Source organism: Paenibacillus sp. NRS-1760 (assembly GCF_050467785.1).
Classification (GTDB): domain Bacteria; phylum Bacillota; class Bacilli; order Paenibacillales; family Paenibacillaceae; genus Pristimantibacillus.
On the sequence record NZ_JBITPK010000021.1, the window covers coordinates 349853 to 376840 of the forward strand.

The following is a 26988-nucleotide window of genomic DNA, read 5'->3' on the forward strand; positions in this document are numbered from 1 at the left end:
ATCGCAATATATTGATGAACAAAGGAGATTACAGGATGACGATTAAGATCGGAATTGATTATTATCCAGAGCAATGGACTCCCGAGCTTTGGGAGAAGGATGCTGCGCTTATGCAAGAGACGGGTGTTGCAGTTGTACGATTCGCGGAGTTCGCCTGGAGCCGAATGGAGCCGACCGAGGGTCATTATCGGTTTGAATGGTTAGATGCGGCTATAGAAGTATTCGCCGCACGCGGCATGGAGATCGTGTTATGCACACCTACCAATACGCCGCCGAACTGGATGACAACCCGTTATCCGGATGTGCTGCCAATGGATGAGCAACGTCAAATCATCCGGCCGGGTGTGCGTGGACATCGTTGCAACAACAGCTATTCCTTGAGAATGCTGGGCTCTAGATTTGTCGAAGTGATGTCACAGCGCTATGCGAAGCATCCCGCCGTCATTGGCTGGCAAATCGATAACGAGATGCACTACCAGGAATGCCATTGTGATACGTGCAATCGTGCATTTGTCGCTTGGCTGCAGAAGCGTTATTCCAGTCTGGATGAGATAAACCGGGAGTGGGGCATGGTCGTTTGGAGCGGAGAGTACAGCAGTTGGGCCGAGGTAACGACGCCGCTCGGTACCAGCAAGCCGATGAACCCTTCTTATCTTCTGGAGTACAAGCGATTCTGCTCGGACAGCGTAGGCTATCTGCTGGGATGGCAGCTTGAAATTCTACGCAGAAACTGTCCCGGCAAATTCGTGACGCATAACATGTGGCAATTCCCGAATAGCCTGGACTATTATGATCTCTACAAAGAGCTGGACTTCGCCTCTGTCGATTATTATCCGAATGAGCTGTATCGCGATCATGGCGATCGGTTTCCGAGGAACGGAGCGCTGACACTGGACTTGGTTCGCGGCATAAAGCGCCGCAATTTCTGGGTAATGGAACAGTTGAGCGGAGCGCAAGGCGCCTGGATGCCAATTCAGCGTACCCCTTATCCCGGACTGATCCGAGCTCGTTCCTGGCAGACAATCGCCCGCGGCGCCGATATGGTCGTCCATTTCCGCTGGCGGAGTGCTGCCGTGGGAGCCGAACAGTTCTGGCATGGACTCATCGACCATAGCAATGTTCCTGGACGCAGGTTCAGGGAGTTCGCGGAGCTTACTCGCGAGGTGAACCAGCTAGGAGAACTACTGGCAGGCTCCACAATCGTTACCCAGGTTGCGATTCTGCATTCGCATGATCAGCATACGGCGCTTTCCCTTCAGGCGCAAGCGGAAGGGGGGATGCACTATATGGACAACTTGTCCTCTATGCACAATGCATTTCTGAAAATGGGCGTCGGTACGGACGTTATCAACTGGACCGAGGAGCTCGATGGCTACAAGCTGGTCATTGTCCCTTCCCTCTTTCTGTTAAGTGAAGAAACAGCGCAGCGGCTGGAGCGATTCGCAGCCGGGGGTGGCACGGTCGTCCTCACCAATCGGACAGGCGTGAAGAACATGAGGAATGTATGTCAGATGCTGCCTCTGCCAGGGCTGCTTGCGGAAGCGGCGGGTGTTGTCGTGAGTGAATATGATGCAATCGGCAACAGCGTACATCGAATACGGAACGCGGAGGGACAGACATTCGCTGCGAAGCAATGGTGTGATTTGCTGGAATTGCGAGGAGCAGAACCGATTGCCTGGTATGACAACGACTTTTACGAAGGTGTGCCGGCAGTTACTGTCAATAAGCTTGGTGAAGGTGAAGTGTATTATGTCGGCACTTGGCCGGAGCCATCGTATTTCTATCAGCTGTTCGAAGGGATATTGAAGGAAAAAGGCTTGTCTCCCAAGCTCCAACTGCCAGAAGGTGTGGAGCTGTCGATTCGAACGAAGGGTGAGGAAAGCTTCCTGTTCCTGATCAATTTGACGAATGAGCAACGAGAGGTTACTCTCGATGTTCCCTATCGCAGCTTGTTGACGAGCGAGATATCGGAACAGAAGATGACGCTGCCAGCTCTGGGAGTAGATATTCTAACTTTATAAGATCAGTGGCTTGCATCTTTGCTAAGGTCTGTCACACAAGGTGGAATACCTAGAGGGACAGCTTTTTAAGCTGTCGATGGACGCGTGTTAAAATGAAATGCTGAATGGGCATCGCCTTCATCGATATGCTACTTTGTATCTCATTTTACTAACGTTGCATTAATGTTCTCTGCTCATCCTTCTTCAGACTCACTATAACATACGATTTCGAGTTGTTTTGCTGGAAATATTGACAAGCTATTTGTCAGAGTTTCATCCGCCCAAAGCATTCGTACCTAAATATGAAAAAGACAATTGATCTTATTAGATCAATTGTCAGCTGTAGAGAAACCCAAGCTTTTTCCGATGCAATGGGTTTCTCTTTTTTAAGACACGGTTTGAAGAGAGGTTAAAGGAATATTCCCTAGATTGCCCTCCTTTCTAGGAGAAGGGCAATCTTTTTCATGTTCTGCTCGGCTGCGGTCATGAGCGCTTGCTTAGTCGCATTCCGTAATCCCCTCAAACGGCAATAGCGAAACCCGTCATAGCGTTTTGAAAGATACACTTGTCAGAAGTTGCGGAAATAAAAAAAGTTACTACTGCTTGCATACAACGGTTAGCTCTAACGGAGAACTTTAGTTCTTTCGGAATGACCACCACGTTATCCTATCCGTTTGCTTAATAAAAAGAGCAGGATACCTTAGCCCTTGCTCATCAATGTGTATTACTCAGCTATCGTTTCCCGTTAGCTTAAAGGACCGAGAGCCGAATGGCCCGAAGCGTGAATATGGTGTTATACGAGCTGGAAGCAGGTGATTCCAGACCTCTAAATTCCCGATAAACCCTTATGGATCAAGGGATCATGTCATTTGTAAAACAATCCCAATCGACTGCAAATATTCCGATTTTTCGTGAAAGTTATATGAAATCGTATATCCCATAGTTATACGATTTCTCCCCTCCTCCTTCGTATATCCGTTTTGGTTCGCATAACTTCATAAGGATATGCGAAGTGCAAAACCAAGATCACTTCATCATGAACGTCAATTGGAACGCTGCTGTGCAATTCTTTCTTCAGAATTGTAAATCTCGAAGCTTATTTCGTATACATATCTAATGAGACTTTTTGTTCCTGAAAGGTTCTTTCATCAATAATGAGCCAATCAGTACGCGCGCGCATTGCAATATAAGATGCATGCCTATGGTCACGCGGCAAACATTTCGGGAGTGAGAGTCTCTCCTCATACGTTCCGGCACACGATGGCGAAGTTTCACATTTTGAACGGAGGCGATCCGTTGACTCTTCGGCGCATTTTGGGACATGCCACCCTCGATATGGTCGATTACTATGTCAAATTATTCAGCAGCGATATAAAACAGCAGCATAAAAAATAGAGTCCGGTGGAAAACATGAAACGCATCTTAGCGACGCCGTGCATGACGCGGAGTTACAAGCTACACAATTCCGATATGCCGAGTTTAGCGGCCAATTAGTGAAAAGGCATCTCTGTAGCATGCCAGAACGAAAAATATTTAGTTCTTTCATCCTTGTTGTATATGTTAATAAGAAAGAGAGTGTGCCACCGTCGGCACCCTTTCTGTAGTTTTCGGTTTATTCCTTCGGAAACTCAACCTCCGGATATGACGGATTCGGCTTGCTGATCAAGCCACCGCCGGTTTCTTTTAAATGCTTGTTGAAAAAATCCAAAACGTACCGGTTCACGATATCCGCGCTTCGTTCGCCGTCAATGTCGCCCGTCATGCCGAGCTGCTTCAAAAGTTTTGAATAAAGCTGTAAGTCGGTGAAGTTGTAATGCTCTGTACCTTCAATATACACCATTGATGCTTGGTCTATGATTTTGTATTCCTTTTTTCGTTCCTCAATCATCTTGTTGAATTCTTCTTTCGTTAAACCCGAATTTTTGATTTCTTCATCAGAAATCTTTCCACTCAGCGCCTTGTTTTTGATGTTCATAAAGCTGGTCGATTCCATGAACAGAAACGGCTTTGAAATCGCCTGCTTGTCGTTGACATTGTACAATGAACCGTCCATGTTGATTCCTGCTTTAATTCTGTGATTTGAATATGCGGCGTTAAACGCCGTGGCGCCGCCGAATGAGTGACCCATCATCCCGATGTTATCCATATCGAGTTTTCCCTCAAAGGCATCACGATTCAGCTGATCCAACTGGTTGATGACAAAGTCGGCGTCGTGCGTCCAAATGTTCCCGAGCTTGCTGATGTTTTCGGAAACTCCGTTCATATATGGCTCGGTTGTTAAGCCTGTCACCCGTCCGTCTGGAAAAGCCGTTGCCATTGTGCTGTAAGTATGATCGATAGCCACTGCGACAAATCCATGACTTGCCAGATGCTCGGCTTGGGAAGCGTGCAGCAGCCGGCTTGTTCCGAAGCCGTGGCTGATTACGACGACTGGATATCGGGCTTCAGCTAATGAAATCGTGGTGTTTTCGTATGAGTTAGTTTTGATATAGCGCCAATAGTCCAAAGCAAACGCGGGAAGGCCGAATCCATCTGCGAACCTCTCGATATACTCGTGAAATGTGCTTGCGTCTTCGGAAAAGAGAGGTGCCTGTTTCTGTCCATTCAAACCTTGTGCGGGGTACCATACTTGGACCATCAGTTCTCTATGATCGTGCGGATTTTTTGTCAGCGTTTCTTCTCTGCCACGGTCGGTCAAATGAAACATCTTCGTCCCGACCGAATAAGCACCGTCAGGCTTAGGCAAATCGAAAACGGGCAGGTATACAGACAGGAAGACGGAGACCGCCAGCATGGCGATTGTTAGAACATACAAGCCATATTTCAGCGGCTTCCACATCCTGATATGAAACCTTTTTCCGAAGATCGCGATAAAGGCGAGGACGACGGAGATCAGATAGATCAAAACCATTTGCCATCTGTACCCCTCAAAAAAAAGCTGTCCCGCCAATAAGCCAATGTTCGCAAATCCGGCTGACGCCGCAAGCTTTCTCGGCATTTTTTGCTGAAACAGCATGACAAAAGACAAAAGAGTTAATAATATTTCGAAAGTTCTCATGATTTCTCCATTATATAAGTTGTTGGTGGTCTTATACATAACGAATATGTGGTTTGATTGGTTGCAAAAATATTCCTTTTGGCTGCATTAAAAAAACGCTGGATTGCCCAGAGGTTGCAGCTTATGATGTTGTGGTTCGCTATAAGCTAGTTCTCCTTTATCTGTTTCACATGTATACGGTAAACCCATTATCGCTTTGAGAAAGCATGGACATGTTGCAAACGACTATTATATCTTTCATAAGTAATATGACAGTATCAGCTTCGTATATCTCGTGAAATTCAGGTTCGCAAATCCTTTTCTGCGCATAAACCTTGAACACCTGATTCGTATATCTAAGCTAAAAAAATCAAAGTTATGCGAAAACAAAGCACCAAAAGCGAAGTAGGGAAATAGGTTAAACCCTTGTTGCACAAGGGTTTAAGGTATTTATGAAGGCTCAAAAAATGGTTCGCATAATTGAATTTGATATGGCTTAACATTTTATCCTTAACAAAGAATTTTTTGAATAATAATCATGATGTTGTTATCGACTATTACGTTACCTATAGTGATAAAACGAGTTATATGATGGAAGCATCAAGAGATTTAAACATTGACATTAAATTTATTGTATTGCTGGTTGACAAGAATGAGTTATTACGAAGAGATAGTCAGAGACCTCTTAGACATCAAATGGGTGATCGTTGTATTATAGGGCTTAACAAGATACTAAAGTCAAATCCACCTGAGAAGCACATCATGAATACAACGCACACTGATATTGAGGAAGTTGTAGATGAGATTTTGAGAAATCCAAGGTTTCTTTTAGATTCTTCGTCATAGCATTCAAAGTGTTGATAGCTAAACAGCCTGCCGGAGTGATCTGGCAGGCTGTTTACGATTAAAAATGAATTAAGTTACCTCAGTCCTATAATTCCGATTCACTGACTTGTGCTCGGATGCCTCTTATTGTCTCCATTCAACATCGTGAACGTTTAGCTCGATACGAGGTGTTTTATAAATGCAATTCGTACTATTTGATCATCCCATATAGGCCCGCGTCATACCACTTCGTAATCTAACTTACTATTCATTTTAATCACGGGGATATTTGATTCTTCAGTATGGGAGTAGACTAATTGTACACCCTTAATTCGTGCTTCCTCTTCTAATTTTAGCTTAAGTTCGTAGGCGATCCCTCGTTTACGATAATCTTTATCGACCCATAGTTGGTAAACTTCCATAAGCTGACCATCTTCGGGAAACAAAGCTCGATCTATCCTCCGTAAAATACTAAAATCGGGAACATCGTCACGATTTCTTACTCGATACATCAATAATCCAATCTTTTTCTTGTATGATTGGTCTTCACAAATAAATGCACCTATTCCATTATCATCATTCTCTATAAAGGAAGAAACTGTAAGCCGGTGCTCCATTATTTCTTCAGGTGTCTTATCGGCATTTGTTGTTGTCGTTCCTTCACTTTTAAAATCTATACTAAATATGAAATCCAAATCACAAGCCAAGGCTTTTCTTATAACGATCATCTTTCAACTCTCCCAATATACGCTTCATGTACTTTTACATAATAAGTAATATTAAAAATCGCATCTATCAATTTGAGAACCCATACCACGTAAAGTAGGTGAAGACCTTGCACGAGAATAAGAGTTATTTCGACTACATTTTTCTCAATCCTTTCTAATATGGAAAATTGTAGCATGAGAAAAATAACTATGTAAATGGTTTTCTACTTACAGAGGTGATTAACGTATTCTGCTCGTTAACGTAATGAAGCTGCCCATCGTTCCGGCAGCTTCATCATAGGTGTTTATTGTGCTATCGTTCCCTGTTAGCTTATCAATTTGTTCCTCTAACTTCTCAATTCGTACAAAAAACATTAAGTGAATTTACTTTTATATTTTCCACAGTTTGCTTATCTTCATCTCTTGCTTCCTCAAAAGGAATACCATCATGATACTGATATTTTAAAAACACATTTATTATCGAATCTATGTTTTCTACTGTTTCAATTTCACATTTAAAAGGTAGTTTTGTATGGATGTCTGAAATGAAATTAAAGCGCAACCTTCCAGATCGCCAATCGAACCATACATAAAAAAGCATTCTATTACAGTCTGCTTTTGTCATTTGTTCAGTTCTATTTGTAATTACATTACAAAAAAAGTTTCCTATCTCACCAACTGTAAACTCACTAGCTAACTGTTGACTCATCGAAATTGACCATGTGTTTTGTGAAATTTCTTCTTCTAAGTCATCGATATCATTTCCAATGAACATTTTATCTTCTACTATTTCATCGAGTTCCTTTAGAAACACCTCTTTGTTCATGTCCGCAGCACCTTCTCATTATACTTAATTAGCTCTCATTGCCCGTCAGTGAGTCAAATGTTACTTCTCATTGACTTATAGGCCATGTGAATAAGGAGCGGCAGACGCCAACAATGGGAGTATGGGGAAATTTTGAGTTAATTGGTAACGTCTCGCTGTCGATCCATATCGGTAAGCACCTGGACGACATCGCCTTCTTATATCAGTTCTAGGTTTCGAGCGGCGGCAGCAAGCAGAATCTTCAGATAGATCTGTTCTACCGGCTTTCCGTCCGGCTTATGCTCATCCAGTGGCGGATATAAGCACTCGCCTCCTCCTTGCTCATACTGCCCAATCGCGTCTTAAGCGAGTTTAAAGAAAAGGATCCTGATGCTTCACGAAACGTCTCGTGTGCTTATAGATGCCCTGGATCAGTGGTAAGGATTTTTTTCGTGTTCCTCATGGAGCACAACTTCGACTGAATGACCATTGCCAAACGTAACACCACCCTGTTTCGATTCGTGAAGGAGCCGGGCCGACAGGATCGATACATCCAGTATCTGCATGCCAATTGAGTAAAGAATCGTATAAATCCCTTTTCCCAAAGGGACTGCCGAAAGGGCTAAATGCGTTAATGTTACCTAATAATAAATCGTAGTGCTGTAAGAAACCCCTGTATAGAAAAATGATGATCTGCCAGAGGGAACCGCACTTCTCATACAGTATAGATTTATATCATCGGTCAATATTGAACAGTGCTTGTAAGTCTTTTCTGCGCTCACGGTGTTATCAAGGTAGTTGATGTAATTTCTTAAAAAAAGTAGCGATTAATTCATAGAATTTTGCCCAGCTTGGTCACTCCGAACCTTGTTTAATACTCCATATCTCCTCTTATCTGCATTTCTTCGTACAACTCTTTAGTTAAATATTTCATTCTTTCCTCTTAATCTCATTTCGCTGACTCACTAAGTATACGGCTTGTAAATCTCTTTTTTTTGCGCTAACCTTCCCATTAGTTTAATAAAAAACGGGCCATTAACATGACTAAAAAATCAAAAAACCCGAATTCACTAGGTCGGAAAGCTTCATCTTAAGCTATTCAACTAACGTTCCCCGTCCTTCGGATGGAAGATGCTGGAGGATGCAGCCAAGTACGAGCATCTCCTTGTAATCGATATAGACGGCTCGAAGGTTGCCTGTTTTCCTTTCATAACTCAACGATCCCTTTAAGATGCACATCTGAAATGCCGCCGCATCCGATAAACCCGAGTTTTATGCTTTTATCCTCCTTCAATATTTGAGAGCATCCAACGTTAACCATTCAGTGGAATTATTTGGAATAGCTATCAAACTCTCAGAACTGATCAAAATAATTTACTGGAGCCTCTTAGACGGTACGGTGCACAAAAAAAGCCAGAGTCAGACAACTGACTCTGGCTTTTTGGGGTTAACGTCTCCCGCGAAGCAACTCTTCGATTTCTTCCAGCGTCCCGAGCGAATGAATGGCGCCCTTACGAGTCGTAGCGAGCGCCCCGCCGGCGTTGGCGAAGGCGACTGTTCTGTGCAGTTCCTCCTCGCTCCAGTTCGCCAACTTCGTCTCGCTGCCGAGCACGCAGTGCAGAAACGCGCCCATGAAAGCGTCGCCCGCCCCGGTCGTATCGACTGGAACGACACGGTTGGCTGCTACTTCGCCGGCATAGCGCGCCGTCCGATAATACGTTCCTGCTGCTCCTCGCGTGACAAGCAGTACGTCCAGCCCGTAGCGAAGGACAAGCTCTTCGGCTCCGGTAGCAATATCCAGTGTGCCGGCGTCAGGCAGGCCCGTCAGCAGCGCCAGTTCCTCATCCGACACCTTAACAATGTGAGCCTGTTCAAGCCCACTCTTCATCCATACAAGCCCGAGTTCCTCGGTCTCCCACAGAGATGGACGCCAGTTCGGATCGTAGGAGATGATCGCGCCTGCTTGCCGCGCCGCCTCAACTGCATGAATCGTCGCATGGCGCGAAGGCTCCGATGTTAGCGAGATGGAGCCGAAGTGGAACAGACGCGTTCCGCTTGTAAGTTCCGGCCGCACTTCGGCCTCCGTAAGCAGCGCGTCCGCTCCCGGCTGACGGGCGAAGTGGAACGAACGCTCTCCCCGCTCGTCCAAATGTACGAACGCCATCGTCGTATGTGCGTCCCGGCTTAATACAAGCCCCTCATCTGCGATTCCTTGCCGGATCAGCACATCCCGCAAATACTCGCCGAACGGATCCTGTCCGACCTTGCCGATAAAGGCAGTCTTGTTGCCCAGTTTTGCGAGCGCCGCCAGTACATTAACCGGTGCGCCGCCGGGGTTGCGCTCCAACAAAGGCTCACCCGATACCGAAACGCCATCCGGCACGAAATCGATCAAATACTCGCCAAGTGCCACCGCATCGTAAATTTTGTGCCCCATTACCCTTTGACCCCCGACATCGTGATGCCCTGAATGTAGTAGCGCTGCAGAAACAAGAACAGAATCAGAATCGGAGCCGTTGCTATCGTGCTAGCCGCCAAAATTTTGGACCAATCGGTACCGGCTAGCGAAGAGAACGACGCAATCGCGACTTGAAGCATCTGCTTCTTTTCGTCGTTGATGACGATAAGAGGCCAGAGATACGAGTCCCAGTTGCCGAGAAACGTCATAAGGCCGAGTGTTATTAGCGCCGGAACGGCCGCCGGAACGACGATTCTAATGAACACACGCATAACCGAAGCACCGTCAATCTTCGCCGCTTCCATAATCTCATTCGGAATGTCCGCGAAAAACTGCCGCAGCAGGAAGATGCCGAACACCGACAGCGAGGAAGGCACAATGAGACTAGCGTATGAGTTGACCCAACCGAAATTGTTCATCAGCAAGTAGTTTGGCACGAGCGTTACTTCACCCGGAATAACCATCGCCGACATGAACAAGGCGAAGACGATCGACTTGCCACGGAATCGCAGCTTCGCGAAAGCGAAGGCGGCCAAGGCGCTTACGACGAGCACGTTGACGGTTACGGATCCAGCCACGATCACTGTGTTCCAAATGTAGCGTAGGAATGGATTCGTTTCGCTGAAAATAACGTTTTTGTAGTTCTCCCAGGTAAACTTGACTGGCACGAACATATGCCAATTCAAGCTCGATGAATATTGGAACAGTTCCTCATAAGGACGCAGAGATCCAGCGACCATCCATACGATCGGAATGATGCAGACGATGGCGATGAGCGTCATCATGATGTATTTAAGCGCAAACCCCATTTGCCGCATAATAATCCCCCTAGTAGTCAGCTTTCTTATTGAAATAGGTCATTTGCGCAAGCGAGATGATCAGCACGATAGCGAACAGTACAAAAGCTGCCGCTGTGCCGTAGCCCATTTGCATTTGCTGAAAAGCCGTTTTCCAGATGTAATACACGACTGTCTGGGTGGACCCGTTCGGTCCTCCATTGGTGAGGACGAAGACGATACCACCCAGCTTGATTGCATCGATCGTCGTCATAATGACAACGAAAGCCATCGTCCGGTTCAGCATCGGCAGCGTAATGCGGAAGAACTGCTGCGCTCGGCTTGCTCCGTCAACCCGAGCCGCCTCATATAAGTCTTGAGAGATGTTGTTCAGTCCCGCAAGAAAAATAATCATGAAAAACCCAGATGCTTTCCAAATGCCGAGAATGATTATGCCGTACATCGCGGTATCCGGATTGGATAAAAAGTTCGTCAGCGGCAGTCCCATCGACTTGAGAAGCTGATTCAGGATGCCGAAGTCCTTGTTGTAGATGAGCTTGAACACCGTGGCTGCGACCGAGGTCGAGATCACGACTGGGATAAAATAAGCCGTGCGAAACAGGCTTGTAAAACGCCCGGCTCGCTGAATCAGCAACGCGAGGCCTAGCGAGATCGCTGTCTGTACCGGAATAACAATGACCGCGAAGAATAGTGAATGCCGAAGACTTGCCAGAAACTCAGAGTCATTTATCAGCGTCCGGTAATTATCTATGCCGTTAAAAGACCGGGTTCCGCCTACCATGTTGTAGTTCTGGAAGCTGATGAAGAATGCTTGGACCATCGGGTAGAAGACAAAGAGCAGAAGCGCTGCCAACGCAGGCAAGATGAACAGCCAAGCCGTTTTCTCTTCCTGGCGCAGTGCCCGGCCGAAGGGATTTCCTTTGCGGCGCTTGGATATCAATGGAGCCAGCTCGGTGTGTGCCATGGTTTTCCCTTCCTTTCAGTTTGGTGGATTGGGTGAATAAACTTGATTCAGAGAGCTATCGCCCTTTACGGCTCGAAGACAAACACGCTCATCGTCGCCGTCACTTTGCCGTCAGGCGTCTTCGCGATCAAGTCGGCTTGACCTGCACTTATGCCGGAGATGTCAACACCGTTTCCGTCCGCTGCATGTGTCACTTTAGCGACTGACATGTCGCTGGACGCCCATTCGAGCTGTTGGGAGGCGGACAGCGGCAGCACGGACGACTTCACGGTTACATGGGCGCCAAGCGCCACATCCACACTTTCCTTGCTGATGAGGATGCGGCTCGGTACGTTGGAATCAGGATTCTCGTCACGCCACACAGAGCGCATCGGGTAAAATGAGGCTTCATCTAGCTTGACGCTACCCCGCTCAAGTTCTAGCGACAAGCCATTGCTTAAAGGCTCGGGGAACACGATGGCGGATAGCACCTTCGCTCCGTCTTCAGCAAACACTTCGAGCGTGTCTTCGTCTACATAGATCCGAAGAGGTAACCTTCCGTCTGCAGACGGCTTCACCGGAGCCGCAAAGCTCTCCGCGAAGCCCGGCTCGAACGAAACAGCGCCAGATTTCGAACGGTCGATTGTAAGTGTTCCTGCTGCGGCATTGTAGCGGATGATGGTTTCCTCCGCCCCCGTACCATCAGTCCTTACCTTGAGTGCAAACGCAGCATCAGCCGAAACGGTGAAAATCGTATCCAGCTCAAAAGAGGTTCCGCGCCACTTCCCGAACGCGTTCGAGTTGGTCGCGAGCTGCTGCGCTTCGAGCTTAAGTACGGTGCCGCGCAGCGAATCGAGTTCCTTGACTGGTTGTTGAATGAGACGGATCCCTTCACTAGGAATATCGCGAAGTGTAAGCTCGCGGGGAACGGACATGTTGCCTTTCCAAGGATCGGTCGGCATCGTAAACGGGTAGCGCCAGTTGGACATCCAGCCGAGCCAGATACGCCGTCCGTCCTTCTCCGGGATGTCCGAATACGAGACCGCCGCATAGAAGTCCTTACCGTAATCCGTCCACAACACTTTATCGGCGGGATTATCATTATGGAAGGTTTTTCCGTCGAACTCTCCTATGAAATATTGCGCTGTCGAACCTTTGGTCGCCTCGTTGTTGCCGACGCTCAGCGTCAACACCCACTTGTGATTACCACTGCCGTCTACCGGAAGCTCGAACAGATCTGGACATTCCCATACGGCGGCATGCGAACCTTGATTTATGCCGAATTCACCTGTCTTGGTCCAGTTTCGAAGATCGGGCGATGAGTAGAATCTAACATGATTGTCGACTGATACCACCATGATCCAACGCTTGCTCGCTTCGTGCCAGATAACCTTCGGATCGCGGAAATCCTTGATTCCGGGATTCGGAATGACCGGATTACCCTCATACTTTGTCCAGGTGCGCCCGCGGTCGCTGCTGTACGCGATGCTCTGCGACTGCACGCCGCTCTGGAAATGCGTAAAGATTGCAACCAGCCCGGATTTACCTTGGAAAAAACCGCTCGTATCGTTCCAGTCCACAACCGCGCTGCCCGACCATATTTCGCCGAGCTCATCGCGAATCAAGGCGACCGGAAGATGCTCCCAATGCACGAGATCCTGACTGACCGCATGCCCCCACTGACCGCTGTTCTGGTAAAACTGATGGTACTCTCCCTCGTAATACACCATGCCGTTTGGATCACTCATGTTGCCGGTCTCGACACTTAAGTGGTACTGCGGGCGATAGCGTTCCGTGTAATAATTCGCGATCGGGTTGAATCGGAAAGGTGCGGGCGTCGCGTAGATTTCCTCCGCCTTGTTGGTTTTTCCAGCGGAATCTTTAATTGAATCGGAGTGGAAAGACATCCAGATCGCTCCTCCTATCGCGAGCACAACCACGGTGCCGATAGCGATCCTGGCTAGGGCCGACATAGACTTTTTCGGAATCCTGCTCATTACTTAACCTCCAGTCCATCCATAGTCCAGAGCCGCATGGCTTCGAATACAATGGTTCCTCCCACCGCCTGAATCTCCAGTCTGCGTCCTGAAGCCAGAGGATAAATGCGGCTGGTCAACACTCGATCGCCATCGTTGACAAACAACTCTATGGACGAGTTGTCTGAGAACAGACGGAGACTCAGGCGAGTGGCGGCAGAAGCCGGAAGGTCGGATACGTACACGCCGGGATCGCCAATTCCCGCCTCATTGCGGTTCAATTCGATGCGGCGCTGCGCAGCCAGCCAGCGGATCTTAGTGATTTGGTCTGTGACGGACCGCGAATTCTTTACGGACTCAGCGTCGGATAAATCCTCGCATGCTCCACTAATTACGATCCGAAGCTCCTGCGCCTCTGTTGCAGACAAATCAATATCGGCTTGCCATTCAAAGGCCGGCGGCAGCAACCAGATTCGTTCTTCGCCAGGCTGCAGATGGAGTCCGTTGTCTAATTTCGAAATCTCTTGTCCTCGAAGAGAAGCTAGTTCCTCTACTGGCCTCGAGGCCAGACGCCCATCTTCGGTCATCTGAAGCTCTCGGGCAAGCGTCATAGCCCCATACCAGGCGCGTCCCGTCTTAATGAGTCGCGATCCCCACATGTCCATCCAGGCGATCAGGATGCGGCGTCCGTTGCTGTCCAACATCGTTTGCGCGGCATAGAAGTCCGGTCCGTCATCGATGATGCCGCTGCTCTCGGGGATAAAACGACCTGCTGCGAAGTCCATCTCACCGATCATGTAGAGATTTTTGACGCCGTCCATGTTCATCGGTGAAACGATTAGGACGTACTTGCCTCCTAGCGGGAACAAATCCGGGCATTCCCACATATCTCCCTGCGTCCCGTCGCTCTCCGCCGCGACACCCCGGTACGACCAATCCAAAAGGTTGGGAGACTCGTATAGAAGGGCGCGGCCGCGACCGTTTTTACCTGAGCCAATGACCATATACCAGCGCTCTTCATGCTTCCACACCTTCGGGTCGCGAAAGCCGAAGCATTCACCGTCCGGACTGCCTTGAATGACGGGCACCGGATGCTTAACGAAGCGGATTCCATCCTCGCTCGTCGCCATAGTCTGCACTTCCTCCGGGGTACGCCCATCGACGTGTGCGGTATAGAAAAGCACCAATTGTCCCTCGTGCTCCACCGCACTGCCCGACCAACAGCCGCAGCCGCCTTCAGACGAACCGAACTCGTAGGGCTCCGTCGGTGCAAGGGCAACCGGGCGATGCTCCCACCGCACCAAGTCCCGGCTGACCGCATGTCCCCAGTACATCGGGCCTTGATAATCACCGAATGGGAAATGTTGATAGAAGGCATGGTACTCGCCTTTAAAATGAATAAGTCCGTTCGGATCGTTCATCCAGCCCGACGGCGCCATCAGGTGATAGCGCAGGCGGAACGGATCTTGCGCCGCCCGAGCGGCTCCGGCCTGTACCGCTTCCTCCGCTATCTTAAGCGCCTCCTCATGCTCGGATTGGCGGCTGTCTTGCCTCGTGTTCGTGTTTGTCATGTCGAATTCTTCCTTCCCGCAGCTTTCCATATTTGTTTCGATTGCCTCTATTGTAAGGCTGCGGGAAGGGCCAAGACTTTCACTATGCTCGGGGAGCAACTTTTAAAATGCTGGGTGGGGGGGAGGAAGTAGCGAATAGTGGGGAGGGATGACTTCTTCTATAAAAGCTGTTAGCTCTCATTCGTTGTCTGCCGCTTCTCCCGGTATTCCTTTGGGCTGCAGCCGTAATACTTTTTAAAAGAGGTGCTGAAATAGCTGGAGCTGGAGTAGCCAACCAGCATCGCGATATCCGTCAACTTCAGATCTGTCCCGCTCAGCAGCTCGGCGGCGCGCGTCATCCGGAGCCGCGTCAAATAGTCACTGAATGTAACGCCAGCGTTCTGCTTGAACAAGCCCGACAGGTAAGTCTCGTTCATGTGAAACATACTGGCCAACTGAGACAGCGTCAACTCATAAGGATAATTCTCATCCACATACTTGCGGACCGCCTCCGCCTGCAGCTGGCCGCTGGAGGTCCGGCTGCTTCGCACCGCATCCATGACCAAATCGGCGATCCGTTCAATTTGCGCAAGTACCTCTTCCCGACTCCGATAGGTCGCAATCGAAGCTTGGCAATTCCATAGCACCTGTTGAAGCGAGGTATCGCCCAGTTCAAACTTTTTCGCAAGTGAACCGAAGGTAAGAATGACCCGCAGCGCCAGGAAGGTGAAGGCGAACATCGGCATGTCTCGATTCGACGGGAACAGCTCGAGTAATTGAGCGGAAAAAGCTTGCCGATTCAATGTCTCGATCGCCTGAATCAGCCTTCGCTCCGTCTCAGCCGTGAATGACTGCGCCCAATCCAGTACTCCCTGCTGGGTCGATGCGGTGGCCGATCCATCGATCGTCTCGCGGCTCCAGGCCAGCATACAGCTGGCATAGCCGTTTTTCGCTTCGCGCCACCCCGACACGGGCTCGCCTATGCCGCCGACGCTCTCAAGCCGCAGGTACATCGCCGCATTGCGCCTCAGCTCGCGAACGAACTGCTCCGCGGCTGCGTCCCCAGACTCCTTACTTCCCGTGTCCACCAGCAGGAAAAACATCATCGACGGGTGCCCCACGTCATAGAATGGGTACACGTCCTCACGCTTATCGGCCGTCTCTCGGCAGAGCATGCGGAATGCCAGCTGCAGCAGATCGCGGCGTCCCTCCCAGCTTCGCAGCCTTCCCGGCGGCAAGCGCATCTCTAGTGTCGCAAAGCGTAGGCTTAGCGCTTCGCCGTCGAGCTTGGCGAGCTGCAAATGGTGCAGTCGATCTCTCACCGCAGACTCGCCTACGCCTTCCTCTTTCACCAATTGAAGGAGGAAATGCTCCTGCATTTGCCGCAACTGCTGGTTACGCTGAACCTTCTCCCGCTGGCGCTCACCTTCCAGCAGTCGTTCCTCCTTCAACTCGCCCGCCAGCTTCCCGAGCAACGATGAGAGCTCCGCCCGCACTACAGGCTTCAGCAGGTAATCCTTGACGCCGAGCTGAATGGCCGACTTCATATAATCGAAGTCCGAATAGCCGGACAAGACGATAACACGCAGTTCCGGATAGGCCTCCTTGCAAGCTCGGATGAAGGTGATCCCGTCCATTTTCGGCATTCTAATGTCCGAGATGACGATATCCGGACGAACCACCGCCTCGGCAAGCATACGGAGTGCTTCCTCTCCATCGGACGCTTCGTAAGCGATGACGAATCCGGCACTCTCCCAATCAATCTTCGCCCGGATGCTATTGCGAACACCGGCTTCATCGTCTACGAGCATTACACGGTACATGATGATCAACTCCTGCTTGCGGGCAACCGCATCGTTATCGTCGTGCCGGAATCAGGTGATGAAGCAATGTGGACTTCAAAGGCATCGCCGTATTGCACCCTGCAACGCGCCAGCACGTTTCGGAGTCCAATGCTGTTCCCCTCCGTGTGGAGGATCGCCGTCGTATCCGCCCCAGACAGCCCCCTCTGCAAATCGGCTGCCAGTTCCCCATTCATGCCGATTCCGTTGTCAGAGATGGTCAAGTACAGCCAACCGTCGCGGGCCTCGGCACCTAGTTCAACAATCGCCTTTTCCCCGTTTTCCAAGCTGTATTTAACCGCATTCTCAACCAAGGGCTGCAGTATAAACTTAGGCATCTTAAGTTCACGGGCCCCTGGCGCCTCTTCGATCCGTACCTGTAGTCTATCGTCATACCTTAGCTTTAGGATGAACAAATAATCCCGGATATAATCGAGTTCTTCCGGCACCCACACCTGATCAGAGCTCAAATCCAGCGAATACCGCATCATCTGTCCCAGCGACTCGGTTGCATCCATAACGAGGTCATTGCGCTTCATAGCGGCCAGACCGCTAATAATTTCGAGCGTATTGTTGTAAAAATGCGGGTTGATCTGCAGCAGCAACGCTTTGTATTCAGCGTTTTTACGCCTCAGGTTCGTCTCGTATTCCGTTTCGATCAGGTACTTCAGCCGGTGCGTCATCTGTCCGAAAGCGCCGGTCACATAACCGATCTCACTGTGCCCCCGCTGGGTGTTGGGCATCTGTTTAATCGCTTCGTCGAACTCGCCTCGCTTCACAAGCTTCATGGATCGGGCCATTCGCGTAAGGGGATTCGTGACGCTTTTGGACAGGCCGAATGCCACGACAAGCACGATCACCAGCAGAATTCCGCTTACGAGCAGCATCGTCTCCTTAATGCGGTTCAGCTTCGCATACAATTCCCGTTCCGGCACGACGCCCATGATCGTCCAGTTCTGATCCGGCAGCTCCTCGTAGAAGACCAGGTAAGGCTTGCCCTGATTTCGTACGGCGAACACGCCGCTCTCCCTCTCTCGCTTCCCCGCCTGATTGGTCTGCCGGACTTTGGCAAGCTTGCTTATCCCTTCCTGCAAGATGCCCGCTACTCCTGTAAACTGCTGGCCTAGCACGCTCCGCCCATCGATGTCCAGCAGGAAGACGCGGCCCGTCTCGCCGAAATGAATCCGTTCAAGTGGATCCCGCAGAACGCTCGTCGGATAGTTGACCTTAACGATGCCAACGCTGGTCAACGTCTGAAGCTCAACAAGAGGCAGCAGGTAGCCGTTCACATTGCGGTTCCTCATGTTCTCATCCGGCTGGTCCTCGTCCAGGTGTGACCCCGTCCATTTCACATTCTGCTCCTTGTAATCCAGAAACCAAGATTGCTGTTCATATGTGCGATCCTGCTTCCACAATCCGCCCTTCGCTATAGTAAAAAGACTGATCGAGATTCCGTTGGAATTATTCGCCGCATAGGAGGACAGAAAATCCCGCACCCTGCGCTTCGCCAGCAGTTCTTCTCTCTCCAGGTCTTCGCTATTGCGCAGATCGGCCAGCCAAGTCTGGGTAATCGAGCTTCCGAGAACCTGGTTGCCGATATCCTCCAACTGCTTCATCAAGGTCGTTACGTGGGAAGCATACTGCTCGATCGTCTGCGAAGCGGATATTTCAAGGGAATTCTTAATAAGGTTCGCCGACGCGGAAGTCAGAATATAGACCAACGAAACGAACGGGAAAATAAGCAGAATGGAGAAAGCAACCATAAGTCGGCTTCGAAGCGAGTAGAGCATGTCGTCAGGCCTCCGGTGAATGTAAGATGAGAGCTATTTGAACGCAAAAGCCTGAAAAAGACGATCCGCAAATAGCGGACGTCTTTTTCAGGTTATCCTTTATTTCTTACTTCGGCATATCGGCGTAAGCCTTGTCGATCTTCTTGATGGCATCAGCAATCGCCGTATCGACGTTGCGTTTACCAATCGTTACGTCTTCAATCATCTTGTTGACGGCATCCGACATCTGCGGGAAGATCGGCGTAATCGGACGCGAGCGGCCGTATTTCTGGTTCTGGATGACAAAGACGTTCTTCGGATATTCGTTCAGCTCCGGGAACTGCTTCGCGACGGAGTAACGAACCGGAATATCTTTCGTCACGCTGCTATACAGCTTGGAGCCTTCCGCTCCAGTCACGTAGTTCACGAACTTCCAGGCTGCGTCCGCGTTCTTACTCTTGGAAGAGATGGCGAGGGACCAAGAGCCGTTGGCCACCGCTTGCTTCGTTTCTTTAGGCAGCGGCGCGACGTCCCACTCCTCACCGAGCTTGAAATTCGGGAACTTCTCGGCCAAGAAGGACAACGACCAGGAGCCGTCGACCGTCATCGCAAGCTTGCCTGTAGGGAACGGATCCGGCGGGTATTCCAGCGACGACACTTTGTCCTTATTATACAGATCCGCGAAGAACTGTACCGCTTTCTTGGTCTCCGGCATATCCAGGTAGCCCTTAGATGTCATACCATCCTTGTCCATGATCTCCCCACCGAACTGCCAGATGATCGGGTACTTGAAGTAAGCGGCCGCTCCCGCGTTCCCAAAGCCTTGGGCCGGATCGATGCCGTAAATGCCCTTTTTCGCGTCGGTCAGCTTGATAGCCGCATCGCGCACTTGATCCCATGTCATCGGCTCATCCGGGTTTTTGGATGGTAGAGGAATACCTGCTGCCTCGAACATCTTCTTATTGTAGAAAAGAGCAATGGAAGATTCGGTAAGCGGCGCCATGTAGATGTTGTCCTTGTACGTATAGGCCCCAATTGTACCCGCCGGAATATCGTCGAGATTGCCGTCCACCTTAAAATAATTCGTCAACGATTGCAATGCTCCTGATTGCGCGTAGGATGCCATGTTCGGGGCATCAATCGCCATAATATCCGGCGGATTGTTCGCTGCGATCGAGGTCCGCAGCTTCGCATCATAGTCCGAATAAGGAATCGGGCTCATCTCGACCTTGATGTCTGGATTGTTCGCATTGAATGCTTTCACCAATTGATCGTAAGCGGAGTTTTCGGCGTCATTTCCGGAGTTGCGCCAGAAAGTCAGCTTGACCTGCTCGCCGGATGCGGGCTTGTCAGAAGACGATGTGGATGCGCTTTCTGAAGCAGTTCCCGACGGGCTGGCGGTGTTCACATTGTTATTGGATGAGCAGCCTGCAAGGAAGGCAGTGACGAGCAGTGTGCTTGTGCCGATGACAGCAAGTTTTGACTTTTTCAAGGATGATGCCCCTCTCTCTATTGTGGTTGTTTGCAATAACATTGTATCATCCAAGAGAGCGCTTAATAATTCAATATTCTCGGTTCCTGAGTTGCAAAATATTCAGAAGGTTCAAGCGGCAGACGATGAAGCTTGAAACGCAGGACGCCAATAAGACAAAGGACGTTTGATTGCAATACGGATAGTGAGTCAGTTCAATTCTAATTCAAACATTGGGGACGCTTCCTAATCGATTTTTTGCCAGCATACTGGACTGCTTCTTCTCGGTCTCATTCTCCCCTATACCTTTGATACCCGGCTTGGAAATACCCATTAGTTAATTGTGATGTCGTAGTTTATTTTGCATTCTTACGACGATTCTTTTCTGAATGGGGTGAAACAGCTGGCGTTGGCCTCATAGAAAACCTCACAGACTAAACATTTCTCAAATGTTCAGTCTACTGGGGCTGTTCGCAACTACAGAGATAATGCCCTGATGATAACCGTTACAGCCGCCGCACGAGTAGCTTGCTCATAAGGTTTAACCGAGCAGGATACGGTTGGCGTATACGTCTCTTAATCACAGAGGCAACAATAAATTAGAAGGAAAGAGCAATGCTCAACGTCTTGATTTCATACGGCGACATTGCTTCACGGCGTTATGGCACACCTCTTAACCGTACTAGCTATGATGTCTGTGGTAGGTAATAAACGAGCTATGCGCTCTCAGGTTGGCCAAAAAAACCGCTCGGCTTTTTGACTAGCCAGCGGTAATTTGAGTTGCTAGTCGTTAAAGCGTAGCCTAAGCAGAAATCTTATATTTTCCTCCATCTGCCTTGTGACATAAGCTATAGATTTACGGAAGCTTTCCAAGCTTGATACACTTCAATAAAATTTGATTCAATTTCCTTTCGCGGCCTGCCAAACTTAACTCCTTCAGATTTAGCCACTGCAATTCCTTCAGCTTGTCGCTCCAGATTCTTTTTACACTCTTGTTCTGCTACATAGGCAAGCAAACTAAGAAATTGACTCTCCAGGACCTTTCCGAAGTTACCCATGGTTCGTACTTTCTAGAATCAAAGAGCAGCTCATTATCTAAACAAACAATATCCGCTCCAATCTCACGAGTAATATATCCCCACTCATCTATGATTCCTTCGTAATCTCGTCCCTATCGATCTAACGAATCGATGTAAACTAAATCACCTTGTCTCAACATAAGACACTTAGACTGATACTGAGGTCGATTGAAGTCTTTGCCGCTCAATTTATCAGCAGTTGCCTTTCCGGATTTTGCTCCTTAGTAGAAACACGCGCGTAGCCCATCTCCATCATTAATACTCCTCCATCTCTATAAAGATATCTATGTCTTCTCTCCCTTGTAGGTTTATAACTCATACTCTTTGTCCATTACGTTAATTCAGAAGAGTGTCCCATATTGTACAAGAAAGATAAATTGTCTTTTTTCACATATTGAAGTATCTGGATTGAATTATATACCGGTATAGCCTTAGTCACCATTCTATCCTTTCAAAATGCATGCTTTTTGATACACTAAAAAAAGACACAATAAAGTGTTTCAAAAACTGTATATTTGATTTTTGGTACGTTTCATTTTCTGGACACACTTTTTGATACGGTATAATCATCGAAATCTTGATTAGTACATATAGTGTTGTTGTGTGATTAAAACCACATTTTGAAGCCAAAGCAAGCACCAATAAATCGATTTGTGAGCCTCATACAGCCGATTTTTTAAGAGTTACGAAAATCTCGAGAATACCAAGCTCAGGATAAAATTCCTTACTGTCAATTTTCTTATGCTGCGCTCTTAACGCGTTGTTTTCATCTACATTAAAGGATGTATTTTGATATCGTAGTCAACATTAATTTTCATATTTCCCCAATATTTCAACCATTGTTCTTCCGTTATTTCTTTAGAAAACGGCTTAAGCGAATGTGTTCCGACCTCTAGGGGATCCACTTTCCACCGTTGCATTCTTTTTAATAAATCCGACGTTTGTTCCTCAAGGTAGACCTCAATCTCATGAATTAAATGTTCCAATTGTTCCTCACTTTGAATATTCTTTTCTCCCTGGTATTCCTCAATTCTTCCGTTCAATTCCACGTGTAAAGACAAGGATGAATAGTCCCTCGATAGTTTCATGCGAACATTGGATCGAATACGTCCTAAACTGATAGATAACTTTGGAATGGCCAAGACTTTTAGGAAATGATCGTTATCCAGGAGTTGAAAAATTTCATCGTCCACGTCTTGAATGACCATTACTTCTTTATCTTTTTGGAAGAAAGCTGTCCCTACGTAATTGAAATTGTTCTTATCCGAATGAAAAACTGGCAGGATCGGATCCTTAAGAGGGGAATATAACATCTTCATAAATTGATGAATATTGACGATGCTCATTTCACCTTGGTTATGCTCCTCGTAATGCTTTAACATCCGATAAAGAAAATAATCTTGGTTTTCTTGCTTCGTCAATTGATTTTTTATGTATTCATCAAAATCGCCTCTGACAATCAATAAATAGACACGCATTGAAATATCGGGATCAACCAATATCGTATTGACCAGCTTTTCAATGCCTCCTTTTTTTGCCAGCTTCTCATTGATTAATAACATTCGCAGCTGCCCCTGCTTTAATTCCCGATAATAAATTAAATTAAACTTCTTGCCTCCCTGTTTTAACAGATCGACTTCCTTGGAGAGAAAACGTTTTTTTTCTTGGATGAGCGGTGGTACTAAAGTGCTGATTTTCAACTTTCCTTCCGTCCCCTTGTCAACCGACCAGAAAACTACCGGAGCGATCTCTTCGATCATATTGTTCTCAACATATGGAGAAGAGCAGCCGGCCATCCACATAAGGCTTACAATCGCCAATAAACCATAGTGCTTGTATGGTACCATGCCTAAATACTCTCCTTTCGTTTAACTGCAGTGAAAAGGATCGTAGGAACAAGTAAATAAAGGAATGCGCCGAGCCAGATTTGAATGTTCAATAACATCTTTTGAACCGGAACCATTTGCCATAACCATTGATCCATTATGATGATGCTTATCAAGATGACGAACCAACTCGACAATAATCCGATCCGAGTTGTGCGTTTGTTCATTTTTCTCATAAAGACTCTTCCGGCTCCATAAAAACACAACAGAAGAATTGAAATGTCAAACACATAATTAAACATATGAAAAGAGATAAGGATATAATCGATTCGTTCTAAACCGCTCGTTTGAATGTAGCTTCCCATATATACTATCGGAAAATTGATCTTGCTTAAGAAGTTCGAACCGTAAAACAATACCGAAGCAATGAACAATAATAAATATTCCAAGATCGTCAGCATGTTTCCAATTACCAGATATTTCAATATTTTTTTATTGGAGCTTAACCATGGAACTATAAAGGCCAAATATACTGGACCAGAAAATGCCGACCAAATAAACAACAAACCCTGCCATGATTGTCCTGACCATTCGGTGGGTATGAGGGGATATAAATCGCGATAATTTGCAATCGGCGGAAATAAAAAAGGTATAAATACGATTAATATCCAAGCCCCGCAAAGAAAGGCGATGACGACAAAACGCAATGTTTTTTCCATTCCATGTGAAGCCACAAATAAGCTAATCAAAAGAATCATTAAGATCAGCCACTTTTTATTCATTGATGGATAAATAAAACTATGGAGCATTTCAACGTATCCCAATGTGATGATTGAAATTTTTAACAATATTATCACAAAACCAAGTATTGCGGAAACTTGAACCATCCGTTTCCCGAAAAGCTGTAAAAATCCTTGATAGCCTTTCGCTGCATAACTGGAAGTAAACCATTTGGACAGCATCATCACATTAAGTTGGGACAGCAGCCCTATCACGATAATTCCCCAAACCATATACGAATGAACCAAATAAACCGGCATGATTAAAATAAAATAATGCATTTGCGTGCGATTCACTAATAAAAGGAAATAGATGCCACCAAAAGTGGAAGTTCGATTGTATAAGGATAAACTCTTCACTTCTTCATCTCCTTCCGCCATTTCCGCAGTGGTTTTAGGTTTTTCGGACGCGTTTTCATCCATATTAAAGGGCCGCGGATAAAGAGGTCCATCCAATCCTTCCCATAAAAAGGGGCAATCGGCGCTAAATAAGGTTGACCTAATGACGTTAATCCATGAAGATGTGCAAGAATCCCAATAAGCCCGATCATGATTCCCGGCAACCCAAGAAATGATGCAAGGATAAGAAGAAGAACTTGCATCAGCACCATGGATTTTGTCATTTGATAATTGGGAACTAAAAAGAAAGCAATAGCGGATATACCCATCAATACAATCAATACCTTACTTGCAAAGCCTGCTTCTACAGCCGCTTGTCCAATGACGATACCACCGATAACCCCTAACGTTTGACTGGTTTTGGTAGGCATTCGCAAACTTGCTTCTTTGATGATTTCCAGCGTTACGATCATGAAAAATCCTTCCGCAAACGGAGTAAAGGGCAACTTGCTCCTGGATTCCAATAATACGAAAAGAATCGGCAACGGAACCATTTGGTAATGAAATGTCGTTAGCGAAACATAAAATGGAATCATCGTCAAAGAAACAATAAAACTTCCGTACCGGATTAAACGTAAAAAACTGGCTACTGGCCAACGAAGAAAGTAGTCTTCCGGCGATTGGAATAAATGAAAAAAAGTAATGGGACCAATTAAGGCAAACGGTGAATTGGAGACCAATAGCGTCAGCTTTCCCTCACCTAAGGCGTAGGCGCAGGAATCCGGCCGATCCGTCTGTAGTAACTGCGGAAAGACCGTATGATGATGATCTTCAATAAAAGCTGCAAGCTGAGAGGAGTCTAAAAATTGATCGAAATCAACACTTTCAATTTTATTTCTTGCAAGAGAAACAAATTCCGGATTAATTAATCCGTCTATGTACAGTAACACAACTTTCGTTTTACTCAGTGAACCTACAGTGAAGCTTTCCGTTTTTAATGTGGTTATAGGCAAACGCCTGCGCAACATTGTAACATTTTTATCGATTTGTTCGCTGAAGCTGTCTTTCGCTCCATATATAACAGTTTCCGTTTGGGAAGTTTCAACAGCCCGACCAAGAGGATTTTCCAGTTGGACGCCTAACCATTGATCGTTGACTGAATCGTTTAGAAGAATAAATCCCTGCATTATTTTTTGCTCAGCATCTTCGATCGATAGAACTTCCGAAACTTTGGTATTGGTTATGCATGAAGAAAGCGAATTGCCGGCAGATCGATGAAGTGGCTGAATAATCGCTTCGTTTAAACGCTCTTGATCGATTAACGTCGTTATGTATAAAAGATGGACTGAAACACTGGTACCCATTCTGTGCTCAACGATTTCGGCATCATCCATATAGTTTAATTTCTGTTTTAATACATCAAGCCATGTGGACATTTGAGGGTCGTATTTTTCAACCATAGTCTTCTCCATCCTGAAAGTAATCAAAATCATGTGGTATTATCTTGCTCTATAATCTAAAAATAATACGACCGGCAATTTGTATTTCAAACCGATAACGTTTCGAGTTTGATTGCTCTCAAGTCATTACATGGTTGAATTGGGTGTTCGCTCTCAAAGTATTGCAGCCCCCCGTTATCTGGAGGCATAATTCGTCTGCCGTTGCCAACTTTTGCAGACTCCAGCTTTGCGGATAGCGCACCAGTTCAATTAGACAGTGGAAAACTTCAAAATAATCGGATGCTGACTCCTTTGTGGGCTGTATAGGAGAATTTGGGTGCTGATCTACAGTGGAATCAACAAAGCAAACAGATCATGATCACCCAGAACAGCACAACTATAAAGCTCACACTAAATTCTCCAAAAGTATCGGTCAACCACACAAGTGTCTCTTGATGTTTCGGCTAAGCTATTTGGTGGAGGAATGACATATGTTCCACTACGTTTTGTAAGTCAAACTCTGGGGGCAGAGGTTGGATGGAATCAGCAAACCGAACAAGCAACCATTAAGACGGCAGTTCACAGATCAGCGACGATCAGCGACTTAAAGTATTGGTCGACAAATTAAATGAAGCGACCGATATTTCTTCTATTAAGCAAATAAGAAAGTATTTCAGCCCTTACTTTACTGATAAATTCATTAACACAATTATTCAAAATAAAGGACTAGAAAACGACTTTAAGTTTAAAACGATTTATTATCAGTCTGGTATTACTTATAAAGATAGTAATACTGCAACCCTGGTCCAGTATTTCGGGACGAATTCAAAACTATAAGCTAAAGTGCCATAAATATATTATGTCATCTTGAACTTTTATGAACAAACCCAACACCAAATCATCAAGATGGTGTTAGGTTTGTTCGTATTCTGTTTGATATGAACTGTGACGGCTGTCTAGATAACGACGCTTTTTGATACACTAAAAAAAGACACAATAAAGTGTTTCAAAAACTGTATATTTGATTTTTGATACGTTTCATTTACTTATCACACATTTTGATACGGTATAATCATCGAGATCTTGATTAGTAATTGGTCTTTACATACCCCGTAGCCAGATGCTCTAAAAAATGATGTACATCACCATTTTTAAAATCAATTTGAACAATGATTCCCAGGATCTTCTTTTGCTCATGATCAGGTGTATGTTTTGATATTACATCAATTAAAAAATCATACTCTATCATATGAACGGAACCATTATGTTTTATAGAATAAGTTCGGTTTTCTAATTTCAAACTATATTTGTCTGCTTTAGAACAGGCTTCGGTATCCTGCTCATTTT

General features: G+C 46.8%; 16 protein-coding genes and 2 pseudogenes. 3 read left to right on the plus strand and 15 right to left on the minus strand.

All coding sequences use genetic code 11. The features are described from left to right. Positions 1-35 precede the first annotated feature (35 nt). Positions 36-2021: a beta-galactosidase gene (locus tag ACIFSR_RS29740; protein WP_339208281.1), complete on the plus strand. Its 1986-nt coding sequence runs from the start codon at positions 36-38 to the stop codon at positions 2019-2021. Between the two features lie 1170 nt (positions 2022-3191). Beyond that, entirely contained in the window at positions 3192-3395 is a 204-nt protein-coding gene (locus ACIFSR_RS29745) for a site-specific integrase (RefSeq protein ID WP_339209559.1), read from the plus strand. A 217-nt stretch (positions 3396-3612) separates the two neighbouring features. On the opposite strand, the gene ACIFSR_RS29750 is transcribed toward ACIFSR_RS29745, so the two are convergent. From ACIFSR_RS29750 to ACIFSR_RS29820, 15 genes and pseudogenes are all read right to left on the minus strand, one after another. Continuing rightward, the gene (locus ACIFSR_RS29750) at positions 3613-5058 is read right to left on the minus strand and encodes an alpha/beta hydrolase family protein (RefSeq protein WP_430062150.1); all 1446 of its coding nucleotides are present in this window, start codon (positions 5056-5058) and stop codon (positions 3613-3615) included. Between the two features lie 1043 nt (positions 5059-6101). Next, on the minus strand, positions 6102-6590 hold the full coding sequence (locus tag ACIFSR_RS29755; protein ID WP_430062151.1) for a GNAT family N-acetyltransferase: 489 nt from the start codon (positions 6588-6590) through the stop codon (positions 6102-6104). Between the two features lie 334 nt (positions 6591-6924). Next, the gene (locus tag ACIFSR_RS29760; RefSeq protein ID WP_430062154.1) at positions 6925-7395 is read right to left on the minus strand and encodes a hypothetical protein; all 471 of its coding nucleotides are present in this window, start codon (positions 7393-7395) and stop codon (positions 6925-6927) included. 1426 nt (positions 7396-8821) lie between these two features. Then, a complete protein-coding gene (locus tag ACIFSR_RS29765; RefSeq protein ID WP_430062157.1) occupies positions 8822-9811 on the minus strand; it encodes a carbohydrate kinase family protein in 990 nt (329 codons plus the stop codon). Next, positions 9811-10650 (minus strand): carbohydrate ABC transporter permease, encoded by an 840-nt coding sequence (locus ACIFSR_RS29770; RefSeq protein WP_430062160.1) that lies wholly within the window; start codon positions 10648-10650, stop codon positions 9811-9813. Before ACIFSR_RS29770 ends, ACIFSR_RS29765 begins: the two co-directional genes overlap by 1 nt. 10 nt (positions 10651-10660) lie before the next feature. After that, the gene (locus tag ACIFSR_RS29775) at positions 10661-11593 is read right to left on the minus strand and encodes a carbohydrate ABC transporter permease (protein WP_430062163.1); all 933 of its coding nucleotides are present in this window, start codon (positions 11591-11593) and stop codon (positions 10661-10663) included. Between the two features lie 65 nt (positions 11594-11658). After that, entirely contained in the window at positions 11659-13569 is a 1911-nt protein-coding gene (locus ACIFSR_RS29780; RefSeq protein ID WP_430062166.1) for a GH32 C-terminal domain-containing protein, read from the minus strand. After that, positions 13569-15119, minus strand: coding sequence for a glycoside hydrolase family 32 protein (locus ACIFSR_RS29785; RefSeq protein WP_430062169.1), 1551 nt, complete (start codon positions 15117-15119; stop codon positions 13569-13571). The genes ACIFSR_RS29780 and ACIFSR_RS29785 overlap by 1 nt, the downstream gene beginning before the upstream one ends. A gap of 170 nt (positions 15120-15289) precedes the next feature. Beyond that, a complete protein-coding gene (locus tag ACIFSR_RS29790; protein WP_430062172.1) occupies positions 15290-16921 on the minus strand; it encodes a response regulator transcription factor in 1632 nt (543 codons plus the stop codon). A gap of 5 nt (positions 16922-16926) precedes the next feature. Beyond that, on the minus strand, positions 16927-18729 hold the full coding sequence (locus ACIFSR_RS29795) for a sensor histidine kinase (protein ID WP_430062175.1): 1803 nt from the start codon (positions 18727-18729) through the stop codon (positions 16927-16929). Positions 18730-18835: 106 nt separating this feature from the next. Then, entirely contained in the window at positions 18836-20200 is a 1365-nt protein-coding gene (locus tag ACIFSR_RS29800; protein ID WP_430062178.1) for an ABC transporter substrate-binding protein, read from the minus strand. Between the two features lie 845 nt (positions 20201-21045). Then, positions 21046-21511 (minus strand): annotated as a pseudogene (locus tag ACIFSR_RS29805) (recombinase family protein); the annotation flags it as partial. Between the two features lie 517 nt (positions 21512-22028). Beyond that, a complete protein-coding gene (locus ACIFSR_RS29810; protein ID WP_430062181.1) occupies positions 22029-23105 on the minus strand; it encodes a Ger(x)C family spore germination C-terminal domain-containing protein in 1077 nt (358 codons plus the stop codon). 2 nt (positions 23106-23107) lie between these two features. Then, the gene (locus ACIFSR_RS29815) at positions 23108-24223 is read right to left on the minus strand and encodes a GerAB/ArcD/ProY family transporter (protein WP_430062183.1); all 1116 of its coding nucleotides are present in this window, start codon (positions 24221-24223) and stop codon (positions 23108-23110) included. Continuing rightward, positions 24220-25662, minus strand: a complete 1443-nt coding sequence (locus ACIFSR_RS29820) for a spore germination protein (protein WP_430062186.1) — start codon at positions 25660-25662, stop codon at positions 24220-24222. Before ACIFSR_RS29820 ends, ACIFSR_RS29815 begins: the two co-directional genes overlap by 4 nt. 312 nt (positions 25663-25974) lie before the next feature. On the opposite strand from ACIFSR_RS29820, the pseudogene ACIFSR_RS29825 reads away from it, so the two are divergent. Beyond that, positions 25975-26269 (plus strand): annotated as a pseudogene (locus tag ACIFSR_RS29825) (copper amine oxidase N-terminal domain-containing protein). Positions 26270-26988: the final 719 nt, after the last annotated feature.